10 protein-coding genes are annotated in these 14,356 nt (G+C 63.3%); 2 read left to right on the plus strand and 8 right to left on the minus strand.

The genetic code is table 11. The features are described from left to right. Positions 1 to 7: 7 nt before the first annotated feature. Positions 8 to 943 (plus strand): transaldolase, encoded by a 936-nt coding sequence (gene tal, locus RN346_RS10930; RefSeq protein ID WP_311961144.1) that lies wholly within the window; start codon positions 8 to 10, stop codon positions 941 to 943. A gap of 106 nt (positions 944 to 1,049) precedes the next feature. Here tal and RN346_RS10935 read toward each other — a convergent pair whose 3' ends face one another. From RN346_RS10935 to RN346_RS10970, 8 genes are all read right to left on the minus strand, one after another. Beyond that, positions 1,050 to 1,565, minus strand: coding sequence for an STAS domain-containing protein (locus tag RN346_RS10935; RefSeq protein WP_263586769.1), 516 nt, complete (start codon positions 1,563 to 1,565; stop codon positions 1,050 to 1,052). After that, entirely contained in the window at positions 1,555 to 2,748 is a 1,194-nt protein-coding gene (locus tag RN346_RS10940; protein WP_311961145.1) for a PP2C family protein-serine/threonine phosphatase, read from the minus strand. The genes RN346_RS10935 and RN346_RS10940 overlap by 11 nt, the downstream gene beginning before the upstream one ends. An 8-nt stretch (positions 2,749 to 2,756) precedes the next feature. Continuing rightward, positions 2,757 to 3,476 carry a VacJ family lipoprotein gene (locus RN346_RS10945; RefSeq protein ID WP_409335801.1) on the minus strand — a complete coding sequence of 240 codons (720 nt, stop codon included), beginning with the start codon at positions 3,474 to 3,476 and terminating at the stop codon, positions 2,757 to 2,759. Positions 3,477 to 3,611: 135 nt separating this feature from the next. Then, the gene (locus RN346_RS10950; protein ID WP_311961146.1) at positions 3,612 to 4,733 is read right to left on the minus strand and encodes a beta-ketoacyl-ACP synthase III; all 1,122 of its coding nucleotides are present in this window, start codon (positions 4,731 to 4,733) and stop codon (positions 3,612 to 3,614) included. Between the two features lie 115 nt (positions 4,734 to 4,848). Continuing rightward, on the minus strand, positions 4,849 to 8,850 hold the full coding sequence (gene hrpA / locus RN346_RS10955; RefSeq protein WP_311961147.1) for an ATP-dependent RNA helicase HrpA: 4,002 nt from the start codon (positions 8,848 to 8,850) through the stop codon (positions 4,849 to 4,851). A gap of 101 nt (positions 8,851 to 8,951) precedes the next feature. Next, a complete protein-coding gene (locus RN346_RS10960; protein ID WP_311961148.1) occupies positions 8,952 to 10,646 on the minus strand; it encodes an AMP-binding protein in 1,695 nt (564 codons plus the stop codon). A 187-nt stretch (positions 10,647 to 10,833) separates the two neighbouring features. Further along, positions 10,834 to 11,613, minus strand: coding sequence for a class II glutamine amidotransferase (locus RN346_RS10965; protein WP_263586763.1), 780 nt, complete (start codon positions 11,611 to 11,613; stop codon positions 10,834 to 10,836). A gap of 26 nt (positions 11,614 to 11,639) precedes the next feature. Continuing rightward, positions 11,640 to 12,146: a hypothetical protein gene (locus RN346_RS10970; RefSeq protein WP_311961149.1), complete on the minus strand. Its 507-nt coding sequence runs from the start codon at positions 12,144 to 12,146 to the stop codon at positions 11,640 to 11,642. A gap of 61 nt (positions 12,147 to 12,207) precedes the next feature. Here RN346_RS10970 and RN346_RS10975 point away from each other — a divergent pair, with 61 nt between their 5' ends. Further along, complete coding sequence (locus RN346_RS10975) at positions 12,208 to 14,298, plus strand: S9 family peptidase (protein ID WP_409335763.1); 2,091 nt, start codon at positions 12,208 to 12,210, stop codon at positions 14,296 to 14,298. Positions 14,299 to 14,356 lie beyond the last annotated feature (58 nt).

A 14,356-nucleotide genomic window follows, 5' to 3' on the forward strand; every position in this document is an offset into this window, starting at 1 on the left:
GCCTTACATGAGCACGAGCCTACTCGCGCAGCTAAAAGAGATGACCAAGGTCGTCGCCGACACCGGCGATCTGGAAACGATCCGCCGCTTTCGCCCGGAGGATGCCACCACCAACCCGTCGCTCATCCTGCAGGCCGCCCAGCAGGAGGATCGCCGCGAGCGCCTCGCCGTCATCGCCCGCGAAAGCGCGGACATCGACGAGGCGGTGGATCGGGTTGCGGTAGAGATCGGCTCCGAAATCAGCGAGCTGGTGCCAGGCTACGTCTCTACCGAGGTCAGCTCGCGACTCTCGTTTGACCGCGAGGCAACGATCAAAAAAGCGCACTCGCTGATCGAGCGTTACGCGAAAAACGGCGTTCCCGCCGAGCGAATTCTGATCAAGACTGCCTCGACCTGGGAGGGGATTCAGGCGGCGCGAGCGCTCGAGCGCGACGGCATTCGTACCAACCTCACGCTCTTGTTCGGCTTCGCCCAGGCCAAGGCCTGCGCCGACGCCGGCGCGACGCTGATCTCGCCCTTCGTCGGACGTATTCTCGACTGGCACAAGGCGCAAAATCCGGACGGCGACTTCAGCGGCGACAACGACCCCGGGGTGGCCTCGGTCAAGCGCATCTTCGAGTACTACAAGGCGCAGAATTACGCCACCATCGTGATGGGCGCAAGCTTTCGCAACGTCGACGAAATCAAGTCGCTCGCCGGCTGCGACCGCCTGACCATCTCGCCGGCGCTGCTCAACGGGCTCGATGAAGAGCACGGCACGCTCGAGCGCAAGCTGAGCGTGAAAAGCGCGAAGGTAGGCGCCGATGACGCCTTGAGCGAGCAGGAGTTTCGCTGGGCGATGAACGATGATGAAATGGCCCACGACAAGCTCGCCGAAGGCATCCGCAAGTTCATGGCGGATCAGAAAAAGCTCGAGGAGCTGCTGGCCAAACTGCGCCAGTGATCACCCCGGCGGGGCGGGCCGTGCCACCCAGGCGGAGATGATAAAGGCCCCGGGGGTTGCGCCCCGGGGCCTTTGATGTCAAGCGAAGGGTCATCGAGCGATGACCCTAGTGTACCGGCGAGTCCTGGGATTCCAGCATGTCGACCAGCGGCTGAAACTGTTCGCGGTTGTGTTCGTTCATGTGCATCAGGATACGGTGAGCCTCGAGGATTCGATCACGCAGCCCCTCCTCGTCCGTGGGCACTTCGGGCAGCTCGGTCAGCGTCGGGTCAATGCCGCCCGCGTTTTGAAGCGGCGCCTCGACCAGGGTAAAAAAACGCGCGAACCCCATCACATCCAGCATTTTCTGAATATCGGGGTTGTCAGCGATGATCGTCGGCGGATGTTCCAGACGCCCTTTCACCGCCATGGCTACCTTGGCCAGAAAGCCCAGGGCACTGGAGTCGACGTTACTCGCCTCGCGCAGGTCGATCATCACCGAGCGAAGCCCGGGCGTGTCGGCGAGCCGCTGGGCCTGGACGTCGAGCGTGGCGCAGAGCGTCAGGCGCACGTCGCCACAGAGCTTCAGGATGAAAACCCCGGAATCGAATGCCGCCTTGATACGGCCTTCCTCAATCAGCATGACCAAATCCGCTCACCATCATGATTGTCAGATCGTCGGGTAAAGCGTTGCGGTCCTGGCTCTCCTCGTCAGCCGTCTCCCCCTCCATCAGCAGGGCGTTGGTCTGAACCAGCCGGTCGCGCAACCGCTCGAGTGTCTCACTCTCGCTTACTAATTGCTCAAGCTCCATGAGCCGCGTGTCGAGCGTCTTACCCGGCAAGCATTCCAATACGCCGTCTGAACAGAGCCACAGGCGAAAGTCAGGCGGAAGGTCACAGCTAAGAGAAGGATACTCGATATCGGGGAAAAGCCCGACCGGCATGCCTTCGCCTTCAAGGCGCGTCAGGCCCTGGTCGGTCACCAGTATCGGCATCGGCAGCTGTGCACCGAGCGAATAGTGAAGGGTCTTGGCCTCGTGGTCAATCACCCCTACGAAAAGGGTGGCGTGCTTGCCGATATCGGTATCCTGAAGCTCGCGGTTGAGCGCCTTGAGCCACGTGGCGGCCAAACGCTCCGGCCCTTGGCCGTCCCACTCGTTAAGCCAGCGAATAAACAAGTACTTGAGCAACACCGTGACGAAGGCCGACGAGGCGCCGTGGCCGGATACATCGGCAAAATAGAAGGCGCTGAAGCGCTCATTGAACGGCTGATAGTCGAGAAAATCGCCGGACAAATAGAGCGACGGCGCGAACCAGTAATCGAATCGAATGCCGTTGATAGTGCGCGCGTTCACCGGCAGCAAACGGCGCTGGATATGCCCGCCGCTTTGCTGGTCCATGCGCAAAAGCGCCAGGTGCGTCTCCAGGCTTTCGTTGAGCTCCTTGAGGCGCGCCCGGTCGCGCTCGCGCTCGCGGGCAAGCGCACTGAGTTCGACCGCCTTGCGAATCATGCGCCGTAAAAGCTCGCTGTGTCGCAAGGGGTCGACCACGTGATCCAGAAGTCCGCTCTCCACCGCCTGAAAGAGCGCCTGGTCCTCACGGGAGTCGCTGACTACCAACGTTGGCACCCGGGCGGCCAACAGCGCCCACTGCTCGCGGGGCACCACGCCGACCCGCGCCACAACCAGCGCGACGTTGTCGGGCAAACGTTCGATGTCGCTGGCGGCCAGCACCGCCATGTCGCGGCAGGTGATGGCGCGAGTGAGCGCATCGCGCTCATCGCCCGGGGCATCGATGACCGCGATCAGATGCTTGGAGGAATCCATATCAAGCCTCAGTCGGCGACGTCATCGTCACCAAAATCTGCATCGTCGAATTCAAAGCTGTCCATGGCGAAGGGGTCGTCACCGAGCTCGCCGTCGTTGATCATGAACTGGCGACGCTGCAGGTAGGCGTCGCGAATGAATTGGTAGCGGTCGCCGCTGATCAGCGACTCCTGGTCGAGCAGCCCCGCCCGGGTGTCGATGACGTTGAGCGCGGTCAGGCTGATACGTACCGCATCGTCCTCGACGTAGGTATTGGGGTAGGCCGCGATATCCGCCGGCAGGCCCGTGGTGTCGCGCAGCGTGCTCGGGCCGAGCAGCGGCAACACCAGATAGCGCGAGTCGCTCCAGCCCCAGCGCGCCAGGGTCTGGCCGAAATCTTCCTCGTCGGCGGTGATCTCCATGTGGGTCGCGTAGTCCAGAAGACCACCGATCCCGACCGTCGAGTTGATCAAAAACCGCGACGTCGCAAGCCCGGCGTTGGCCGGCTTGCCCTGCAAGAGGCTGTTGAGCGCGGTGCGGATCTCGCCGAGGTTGGAGAAGAAGTTGCCCACGCCAGTCTGTACCGGGTCTGGCGTGACGTTGCGATAGCCGGTGGCGACCGGCTTCAACGCGTAGCGGTCAAGCACGTCGTTGAAGGCGAACACGCGCCGGTTGAAGCTCTCCCAGGGGTCGTCCGGGTGCGCCTGCTGCGCCGTCGTTTGGGTGCTGGCACAGCCGGACAGCCCCATGGTGGCCAGCAGCACGACCGGCAAAACGCTCTTGAGCGCGCCGGCGTTGAGTCGATTGGCCCTTGAGGCGGCTAGTAACCCTGACATGATGATTCCCTCTTTTTAGTGTGTCCCTGCTTTATTTAATACACGCGTCTACTGACAGCGCAGCACGACGCTGCCGGCGCTATAGCCTGCCCCGAAGGAGCAGATCAGGCCAGTGTCGCCAGTCTTGAAATCGTCGCGGTGCAAGTGAAACGCGATGATCGATCCGGCAGAGCTCGTATTAGCGTAGCGATCGAGAATGATCGGCGCCTGACTTTCGTTGGGGTCGAACCCGAGCACCCTGCGCGCGATCAAATCGTTCATGTGCCGGTTCGCCTGATGCAGCCACAATCGCTTGACGTCAGAGCCTTCGAGTTCGAGCGAGGCCAGATGCGAGGTGATGAGACTGGCCACCATCGGGCACACCTCCTTGAACACCTGCCGCCCCTGCTGCACGAACAACTTGTCGACGCCGAGCGGGTCGCTGTCGGTCACGCGGTTCAAAAAGCCGGCGTTGTTGCGAATGGCGTTCGAGAACCGGGTGACCAAACGTGTGCCCAGCACCTCGAAGCGCTGGCTCGCCCCGGCGAGATCGCTTCGCTCGAGCACCACCGCCGTGCACGCGTCGCCGAAGATGAAATGGCTGTCGCGGTCGGTGAAGTTCAAATGCGCCGAGCAGATTTCAGGGCTCACCACCAGCGCGCGCTTGACGCTTCCTGACGCGATGGCGTTGGCCGCGGTTTCGATGGCAAAGGTGGCTGAGCTGCAGGCGACGTTCATGTCGAAGCCGTAGCCCGCGGTGCCGAGCGCCTGCTGGATCTCGACCGCCACCGCCGGATAGGCGCGCTCCAGATTCGAGCAGGCCACGATGACGAGCTCGATTCCCTCGGCCTCGACGCCGGCGTTTTTCAGCGCCTGCCCAGCGGCGTGAACGGCCATCTCGCACTGGATCGACGGCTCGTCGTCGCTGCGCTGAGGCAGATTTGGGCGCATGCGCGCGGGGTCGAGAATACCCTCAGCATCGAGCACGTACCGGCTTTTGATGCCCGAGGCCTTTTCGATGAATTCGCTGCTCGAGTAGGCCAGCGCCTCGCGCTCGCCGGCGGCAATTTCGGCGCTAAAGCGCTCGTTGTGACGGTCAACAAACGCGTTGAACGTCGCGACCAGCGCCTCGTTGTCGATGGCGTGTTCCGGTGTATATAGGCCCGTGCCGGTAATCACCACGTCATTCATACTTGTTCTCCCTCGCGTTGTGCTCAACGACCCCGGTACCTGGCCTGCTTAGGCACTCGGCCTGCTGCGTTGAGTGTCATCGTCGCCCCCGGCCCTGGAGGGCGCGCGTTGCGCCTTACGGGCGCGTAATCTCTTCCCACTGTTTTTCGAGGCGCTTGACCGACACCGGCATGAGAGTACCGAGCTGCTGGGCGAACAGCGACACGCGAAGCTCCTGAATCCACCAGCCGAAGGCGACCAGCACCGGATCCTCGACCTGGCCGCGGCGCTCGCTTTCACGCCTTGCGTCGAACTTCGCCTCCAGCGCCTGAATCTCTTTCATCATCATCTGGTCGCGCCCGCGCTCGCGCCCCGCCTTTTCAAGACGTATCAGCGCGGCGTCGAAGTACCGAGGGTACTCCGAAAGCCACGCCCCCGCATCACGGATGAAGCCAGGATAGACCAAACGCTGCATTTGCGCCCGCACATCGCTATAAACGAGTGCTTGGGAGAAGTCGAGATTGCCCTTGAGCCGCTTGGCAAGTTCGAGATGCGCCTTGAGCGCCGCCTCGACCTCTTTCAAGAGTTTTTCGGCGCGCTCGGGCAGCTGGTCTTCCACCTCATTAAGGCGGGTCTCCAGCTCCCCCGATGAGCGCGGCAGCGGATCGATGGCCACGACCTGGGTAAACACCGCCAGCAGCACGTCGTCGATGAATGCGGACTTCGCGCCGACGTTGGTGAACAGCAGCGCGCACTTTTCAAGACGTGGCAGCGCGCGAATGGCCTTGACCCGCTCGCCGCGCTGGGTGATCGCAAGCCGCGCCACACCTTCCCGGTGCGCGGCCAGGGCCTTGGCCGGGTGATCGAATAGCGCCACCTTGAAGGACGCTCCGTCGACGGTCAGCGCCGGGTAAGCCTCCACGCGGATGCCGGCCTGGGTAGTCACCCGCGACTCGGGCAGCGGCGATGGTGGGAGCTCGTTTAGAGCCGGTGCCTGGGTGGCCTCTCTGGCCAGCGCCTGGGCGCCCAAATTGGCCGCTTGCTCGAAGCGCTTTTCCAGCGCGCGCACGTCGCGCCCCTGGCCGAGTGTTTCACCCGCGTGGTCGACCACGCGCACGTTCATGATCAGGTGCGCGTCGAGCTGGTCGAAACGCCAGTCGTCCGGGTGAACGCGGGTGCCGGTGCGCTGGCGCAGAAACTCGCCCAGCGCCTCGGTCAGTGGGCGCTCCCCGGGCAACAGCGTTTGCAGCGCGGCGTCGACCCAGTCGGGAATCGGCACGACCTGGCGGCGAATGCTCTTGGGCAACGACTTCAGAAGCGCAATACACTTTTCGCGCAAAAGCCCCGGCACCAGCCACTCCAGCGCGTTTGCCGGCAGCTGCGAAAGCATCGCCGCAGGCACGGTAAGCGTGACGCCATCGTCTTCGGCGCCGGGGGCAAAGTGGTAGCTTACCGGGTAGGCAACGCCCCCCAGGGTCAGGTAATCCGGGTACTGGGCACGCGTGACGTCCTCGGCCTCGCGTGCCTTGAGCGAGGCGATGTCGAAGTGCAAAAGCTCGGGCGTTTCGCGCTCGGCCTGCTTGCGCCAGTGCTCGAAGCCCTTGCCGTTGACCACATCAGACGGAATGCGCTCATCGTAAAAGGCAAACAGCGTCTCTTCATCGACCAGAATGTCGCGACGCCGCGCCCGGTCCTCGAGCGCTTCGACCTCGTTGATCAGCTCACGGTTGTGGGCGAAAAACGCGCCTTTGGTCTGGAACTCGCCTTCGACCAGCGCCCGGCGGATGAAGATCTCGCGGGACGCTTTCGGGTCGATGGGACCAAAATTGATCCGCCGGCGTGAGACGATCGGAAGACCAAACAGCGTGACCTGCTCGAAGGCCACGACCTGAGCGCGCTTCATTTCCCAATGCGGCTCGCTGTAGCTTCGCTTGACCAGATGTTCGGCCTGAGGCTCGATCCACGTCGGATCGATCTTCGCTACGGTGCGGGCGTAGAGTTTGGTGGTTTCGACCAGCTCGAACGCCATTACCCATTTGGGCGTCTTTTTGGCGAGCCCCGAGCCCGGGTGGATGAAGAACTTGCGGTTGCGCGCGCCCAGATATTCGCGGTTCTCGAGCAGATTACCCAGATTCGACAAAAGCCCGGAGAGCAGCGACTGATGAAGCCGGGCCGACGTCTTGCGCCTTGCCTGGCGCGCCTGCTCCTCGCTTTCGTCTTCATTGGCAGGCAGCGGCCCCGGCACCTCGATCTCCATGTCGCGCAAAAGCTGTCTGAGCTGGCGGAACGTGTCGTGCCACTCGCGCATGCGCAGGTAATTGATGAAATGATCGCGACACCAGCGGCGCAGCTGGCTGCTGGAAAGCGAGGCGCGCGCGTTTTCGATGCCGTGCCACAAATTCAAAAGCGCGACGAAGTCGGAGTCCGGGTCGTGCCATTTCTGGTGGGCCTGATCGGCCGCCTGACGTTTGTCCGCCGGGCGCTCGCGCGGGTCCTGGATCGCCAGCGCCGACACCACCACCAGCACGTCGCGAAGGCTCTGGCGCTCGGCGCCTTCGAGCACCATGCGCGCAAGCCTAGGGTCGATGGGGAGCCTTGCGAGCTTGCGCCCGAGCGGGCTAATCTGCTCTTTCTGATCCACCGCGCCGAGCTCGAACAGCAGCCGAAAGCCATCCTTGACGAAGCGGCTGTCCGGCGGATCGACGAAGGGAAACGCCTCGATGTTGCCAAGCTTCAACGAGAGCATCGACAGGATTACCGAGGCGAGATTGGTGCGCTGGATTTCCGGGTCGGTGAACGCCGGGCGCGAGAGAAAATCCTCCTCGTCGTACAGGCGAATACACACGCCTTCGGCGACCCGCCCACAGCGGCCCTTACGCTGGTTGGCGCTGGCCTGGCTGATCGGCTCGATGGGCAGACGCTGGATCTTCGCCCGGTAGCTGTAGCGGCTGATGCGCACCAGCCCCGGGTCGACCACGTAGCGAATGCCGGGCACGGTGAGCGAGGTTTCCGCCACGTTGGTGGCCAGCACGATGCGACGGCCGCGGTGCGGGGCAAACACCCGGTTCTGCTCTTCGTTGGAAAGCCTTGCGTAGAGCGGCAGCACTTCGGTGCCCTTGAAATCCGCCCGGCGCAGGGTGTCGGCGGTTTCGCGAATCTCGCGCTCGCCGGGCAGAAAAATCAGCACGTCCCGCGGGCCGTGCAGCCAGCCGCGCTCGCGCTCCAGGGTTTCGATCTCACCAATCGCCTGAAGAATCCCCTCCTGGAGCGTGCGATCCTCTTCGTCGTCGTCGCTTCTGACCAGCGGACGGTAGAGCACGTCGACGTCATACGCGCGCCCGGAGACCTCGACCACCGGGGCGGGCTTTTTGCCGTCGCTGAAGTGGGCGGCGAAGCGCTCGACGTCGATGGTCGCCGAGGTAATGATCACCTTGAGATCCGGGCGCTTGGGCAGCAGGCGCTTGAGATATCCCAGCAGAAAGTCGATGTTGAGACTGCGCTCGTGGGCCTCATCGATGATGATCGTGTCGTAGCGCCAGAGCATCGGGTCGTGCTGGGTTTCGGCCAGCAGGATCCCGTCGGTCATCAGCTTGACCAGGGTGTTCGGCGCACTTTGATCGGTGAAGCGCACCTGATAGCCCACCTGCTCGCCCAGATTCACCTCGAGCTCTTCGGAGATACGCATGGCGACGCTGCGCGCGGCAAGACGCCGCGGCTGGGTGTGTCCAATCAGCCCCCGGCGGCCGCGGCCGAGCTCCAGGCAGATCTTGGGCAGCTGGGTCGTCTTGCCAGAGCCGGTTTCACCGGCCACCACCACCACCTGGTGATCGCGTATCGCCTCCAGAATGTCCTCGCGGCGCTCGACCACGGGAAGATTGGGCGGGTAGCTGACCGCCACATGGGTCGAGGCACGGCGCTCGAAATGGCGCTGGGCCTTGTCGATGTCGCGGCTTAGTTCGGCCAAGCCGCGGTCGATGGGCTTGTCCTCACGCAGACGCCGCTTGAGCCCGTCGACTCGCCGCGCCAGGCGGTGGCGGTCGCGAAGGGTCAACTCGTCGAGGGCGCGCTCGAGCTGCGTTACCTGGTCGGCGCTGGTCAAGGAGGGCGTCTCGGTGGTCACGTTAGGCTCAAATTCCATCTGGAGAAACAAAAATTCGGCCCGCCTGAAAAAGCGGGCCGAACAGTATAGCGCTTTCACTCGCAACAGGGCTAACCCGGCAAGGCGCCCCTCCCCTGGGGTCAGACGTTCGCCTGCTCCTCGCCCTTCTCTTCGCTTTTTTGCTCGTCGCGCAGCTCGCGGCGCAGCACCTTGCCCACGTTGGTCTTGGGCAGCTCATCGCGAAACTCGACGTACTTGGGCACTTTATAGGCGGTCAGCTCTTTCTTGCACCAGGCGCGCAGCGTCTCGGCGTCGAGGCTCGAATTTTTCGAGACCACGAAGAGCTTGATCGCTTCACCCGCGTCTTCATCCGGCACACCCACCGCTGCCGCTTCGACGACGTCCGGGTGGCCGGCCACTACGTCCTCGATCTCATTGGGATAGACGTTGAAGCCGGAGATCAGAATCATGTCCTTTTTACGGTCCACGATGCGAATGTAGCCGTCATCCTGGAGCACGGCGATATCGCCGCTGTGAAACCAGCCGCCTTCGTCGATCGACTTTTTCGTCTCGCCGTCCTGGTTCCAGTACCCCTTCATCACCTGAGGCCCCTTGATGCAGAGCTCGCCGGGCTCACCCAGAGCCACATCGTGACCGTCGGCGTCCACGGTCTTGACCGAGGTGCCCGCCACGGGCTTGCCGATGGTGCCAAGCTTGATGGCGTCGGTGGGGTTGAAGCTCACCACCGGCGAGGTCTCGGTCAGCCCGTACCCTTCCGCCACCGGGCAGCCGGTCACCTCTTCCCAACGCTGGGCGACGGGTTTGGTCAGCGCCATGCCGCCAGAAATAGTGAGTTTCAGGTGCGAAAAGTCGAGCGCTTTGAAGTCGTCGCGCTGGCACAGCGCGTTGAACAGCGTATTGAGCCCGATAAAACCGGAGAACTTGAGCTTCTTGAGCTCCTTGACGAAGCCGGGCAAATCGCGGGGGTTGGTGATCAGCACCGAATGGTTGCCGGTATCCATCAAAAACAGACAGTTCACCGTGAAGGTGTAGATATGATAGACCGGCAGCGGCGCGATGATCGTTTCGCTGCCGTCCTTCAGGTGCTTGCCGATCGCCGCACGCGCCTGCAGCATGTTGGCGATCAGGTTGGTGTTGGTCAGCATTGCGCCCTTGGGCCGGCCGGTGGTGCCGCCGGTGTATTGGAGCGCTGCGACGTCGTCCGGGGTGCGTTTGACCGGGGTAAAGTCTTTCTCCTGGCCGGCCTTCATGACCTGGCGAAAGCCGGTGGCGCCAGGCAGCCGGTAGGTCGGCACCATCTTCTTGACGTACTTGACCGCGGCGTTGATCAGCCAGCGTTTCGGCACGCCGTGAAGATCGGCGAGTTCGGTGACTACCACGTGTTTGATATCGGTTTTGTCGAGCACCTTGTCGAGCTTGTGCGCCATGTTCGCCAGAATCAGGATCGCCTTTGCGCCGGAGTCCTTGAACTGGTGGGCCATTTCACGTTCGGTGTAGAGCGGGTTGGTGTTGACCACCACCAGCCCCGCGCGCAGCGCGCCGAACACCGCCACGGGAAACTGCAGCACGTTGGGCAGCTGAATGGCGATGCGATCGCCGGGCTTTAGATCGGTATGATTCTGCACCCAGCTGGCGAAGCGCCCGGCATAGCGGTCGAGCTCGTCAAAGCTCAGGGTTTGCCCCATGCAGCTAAACGCGGGCCGGTCGCCGTAGCGTTTGACGGCGTTGTCGAAAACGTCGACAACGGAATCAAATTGATCCAGTCCTTCAAGCGTGGGGCCATTCAAAATGGGAGCATCGGCGTGTTCGCTCATGGTGCAATCTCCGCTATCCGTGTCGATAAGTGGACCGACCTTGTTGTTTTGTTAATCGTTTGACGATCTTGTGATGTTGACGTCGCTCCAAGATATACCAGGGGCGCAGGGCTGTAAAACGCTCGATTGAAACTACTGTTTCATGCGAGCCATGCGCCTGGCTCGAAACCGACGTGTCGCGTGCTCATTATGGTGCGTAACGCGCCTTTATGCTTCCCTCTCGCCATACCAGAAGCTCGCCGGGCAGCATCGTCGTCCACACCTCGTTGTGCGTCAGCGGCGCGGTGGCGATCACCGAAACCACATCATTCGCGGTGGTGTGCTCGCTAAAATTGACCGTCATTTCGGCATCCGACAGCTCCGCCTCGCCAAAGGGGGCACGTCGGGTAATGTGCGCGAGTTTGGTCGAGCAGTAGCTATAAAGCGACTCACCGTCGGAGAGCAGCAGGTTGAAGACGCCAAGCCCCCGCAGGCGCTCGCAGAGCGTGTGCAAAAGCGCCGCGACCGGTTCGAAAGATGCAGGCGGAGTTGGAAACGCGCGGCGAAGCTCACCCAACAGCCAGCAAAAGGCGTGTTCGCTGTCCGTCGAGCCGACCGGAGTGTAGACATCGAGCGCAAGCTCCTGCCACCCGTCGAGCTGGCCATTGTGTGCGTAGCACCAAAGGCGGCCCCACATCTCGCGAGTGAACGGATGGGTGTTGGCCAGGCGCACGCCGCCCACGTTGGCCTGGCGGATATGGCTGATCACCACGTTGGATTTGATCGGATAGTCGCAGATTAGCCGAGCGATGGGCGAATCCACCGATGGGTGCGGGTCGCGAAATTCTCGGTAGCCGCCCTGCTCGTAGAAGGCGATGCCCCAGCCGTCGCGGTGGGGGCCGGTTCCCCCGCCGCGGTGCAGAAAGCCCGAAAAGCTAAAGCAGATATCCGTCGGCACGTTGGCGCTCATGCCTAAAAGCTCGCACATGGGGCTCTCCTTGCCAGGTGTTTAGCCTAGTTGATCACCGGCTCGCGACGTTTGGTGTCACCACCGGCGCTTCGCGTTTTAGGCGCCGCGCGTTTGGGGCCGGCATTGCGCGGCGCGCGCGGGCGGTCGTCATCGCCGTCGTCGTGGTTTGACGGACCGCGTTTGGTCGGGTCACGCTTGGTCGGCGCGGCCGGGCGGCGAACCCACCAGAGCGCAACACCCGCGCAGGCGCCCAGCGCGATGCCGATGAGAAGCCAGACCAGCCCGCCCCACAGGGCCGAGGCGCTGTGCTCGAGAAAGCCGACCGCCGACACCATCGCTGCCGGCGCCCAGCCGGTGTAGAACTCGTTCTCCTCGATCAGCGGCAGGCTAAAGCGCGCAGGTATCCACATCGCGCCGGCCACGCCCCAGGTAAGGACCAGCCGCGGCAGGCGCGGCAAAAACGACAACGCAAAATACACCGCCAATAGCACTACCAGCGAAACCCCGTAATAACTTAGCCAGAGCAGTGACATTGAGCCTGTAAACAGCATAATACCCTCGTGTGGGTGAACGCACCCGCGGTTGATTTCCCGTTATGGTACCTGTCAATTTATGAAAGCACAGCCTGGCATGCGCAAAGACTCGCCCGTGGCGCGCTACTATCGCGCCGACGACCCCCACTGGCACTGGCTGGAGCAGCGCGACACGGCTGAGGTCGACGCTTTTCTGACCGCGACCAACGAGGAGCACGAGCGCTGGTTTCGCCCGCTCGCGCCGCTTGCCGACACGCTCTATCAGGAAAATCTTTCCCGGCGTGAGCTGGCCGTCAAAAGCCTTGAGACCGCACTCGACGTGTTTACGTTCTGGAGTGAAACCGGCGAAGACGACGACTACCCGCGCTGGTGGCGCGCCCCGCTCGACAACCCCGGCGCGCCGGAGTGCTTTTTCGACGTGGTGGCGCGCGCAGAGGGGCACGCCTTTTTCGAGATCGGCGACATGGCGCTCACCCCGGACGAGCAGTGGCTTGCCTGGAGCGAGGACACCCAGGGCGACGAGCGCTACACGCTGTGGCTGAAAGCGCTGCCCAACGGCGAGCCGCACAAGCTGGCAAGCGATATCGGCCCGGCGCTTTGCTGGGCGGAGGATCAAACCCCACGCGGCGCCACGCTGCTGTTCACCCGCTTCGATGCCACCCAGCGCCCGGACAGCCTGTGGCGCTGCGCGGTGGATTTCGCCAACCCCGCCCAGGATGCCCCGGCCACGCTTGTGCTGCGTGAGGACGACGCCGAGTTCTGGCTGGGCGTGGGCAAAACGCGCTCGAAGGCCTGGCTTTTGATCGAAACCAGCGCCAAGGACACCAGCGAAATTCTCGCCGTGCCCGCCGACGCCCCGGCCACGCCGCCTCTGCTGCTACATCGGCGCGTGAAAGGCGTCGAGGCGAGCATCGACCACCGCCCCGGCGCCTTCTACCGGCTGCAAAACCAGGCCGGGCCCCACTTCGCCCTCGACGTACTCGACGAGCACGCCCTGACCGAGGAAGACGCTGAAAGCGCCGAGTGGCAAACGCTGATTGCCCATCGGGACGATCAGACCCTGGAAGGCGTGGATGCTTTTGCCTGGGGGCTGATCGTGGCCGAGCGCGACCACCACCAGGCCCAGACGCGGCTGCGCCGGCTGGTGCTCGAAGGCAATGGTGTTATTACCCAGGATGCGCCGATCGAGCTGGTCGAGCTGCCCTGCTCGCAGCTCATGGAAGACGCACCGCACTTCGACACCACCGTGGTACAGGTGCGCGAGGAGTCCTTCACTCGCCCGGCGAGCTGGTACGCGCTGGATCTGGAGAGCGGCGAGCGCACGCTGCTCAAAACCCTGGCGGTGCACGGAAACCTCAAACCCGAGCAGCTTGCCAGCCGCCGCCTCTGGGCCACGGCCCCGGACGGTGAGCGCGTGCCGGTATCGATCGTGGCACGGGCGGATTTGATCGATGCCCCGCTACCCACCCTGCTGTACGGCTACGGCGCCTACGGCGAGCCGCTGGACCCCTGGTTTTCGATCGCCCGGCTGTCGCTTCTAGAGCGCGGCGTGGCCTTCGCCGTGGCCCACGTTCGCGGCGGCGGCGAGCGCGGCGAGCCCTGGTATCTGGACGGCAAGATGGCGCACAAGGAGAACAGCTTCTCTGATTTTCTCGCCGCGCGTCAGGCGCTGGTCGATCAAGGCGCGAGCCTCGATGACAAAATCGTCGCCTGCGGCGCCAGCGCCGGCGGGCTTTTGGTGGGCACCTGCCTCAATCGCGCCCCCGAGGCGTTCTGCGCCGCCGTGTTGGACGTGCCGTTTCTCGACGTGCTGCGCACCATGCAAAACCCGGAGCTTCCGCTCACCACCGCCGAGTACAGCGAGTGGGGCAACCCGGCAGAGCCGGAGGTGTACGCGCGCATTCAGGGTTATTCGCCGGTGGATAACGTCAAAGCCCAGGCCTATCCGCCGCTCTGGATCGAAGGCAGCTGGTTCGATACCCGCGTCAGCTACTGGGAGCCGGCCAAGTTCTACGCCCAGGTCACCCAGGCCCAGCAGGCCGACGCCCCGGTGTTGCTTTACACCGACAGGGAGAGCGGTCACGGCGGCGCATCCGGGCGCTTCAAGGCGTGGAAGGACGCCGCCCGCCAGGACGCGTTCATCCTGTGGGCGCTGGGTCTCGACAGGTAAGCCCTTATAACGCAAGCGTTCATCGCAATATCCAAAAATGCGCTCGCAATTCCATGCG

Origin of the sequence: Halomonas sp. PAMB 3232 (assembly GCF_031954225.1) — a bacterium.
In the GTDB taxonomy this organism is placed as follows: Bacteria; Pseudomonadota; Gammaproteobacteria; order Pseudomonadales; family Halomonadaceae; genus Vreelandella.

Coding starts and splice junctions, on each gene's coding strand:
- tal (WP_311961144.1), top strand. CDS start 8: ATGAGCACGAGCCTACTCGCGCAGCTAAAAGAGATGACCAAGGTCGTC.
- RN346_RS10935 (WP_263586769.1), bottom strand. CDS start 1,565: ATGCTGATTGAGGAAGGCCGTATCAAGGCGGCATTCGATTCCGGGGTT.
- RN346_RS10940 (WP_311961145.1), bottom strand. CDS start 2,748: ATGGATTCCTCCAAGCATCTGATCGCGGTCATCGATGCCCCGGGCGAT.
- RN346_RS10945 (WP_409335801.1), bottom strand. CDS start 3,476: ATGGGGCTGTCCGGCTGTGCCAGCACCCAAACGACGGCGCAGCAGGCG.
- RN346_RS10950 (WP_311961146.1), bottom strand. CDS start 4,733: ATGAATGACGTGGTGATTACCGGCACGGGCCTATATACACCGGAACAC.
- hrpA (WP_311961147.1), bottom strand. CDS start 8,850: ATGGAATTTGAGCCTAACGTGACCACCGAGACGCCCTCCTTGACCAGC.
- RN346_RS10960 (WP_311961148.1), bottom strand. CDS start 10,646: ATGAGCGAACACGCCGATGCTCCCATTTTGAATGGCCCCACGCTTGAA.
- RN346_RS10965 (WP_263586763.1), bottom strand. CDS start 11,613: ATGTGCGAGCTTTTAGGCATGAGCGCCAACGTGCCGACGGATATCTGC.
- RN346_RS10970 (WP_311961149.1), bottom strand. CDS start 12,146: ATGCTGTTTACAGGCTCAATGTCACTGCTCTGGCTAAGTTATTACGGG.
- RN346_RS10975 (WP_409335763.1), top strand. CDS start 12,208: ATGAAAGCACAGCCTGGCATGCGCAAAGACTCGCCCGTGGCGCGCTAC.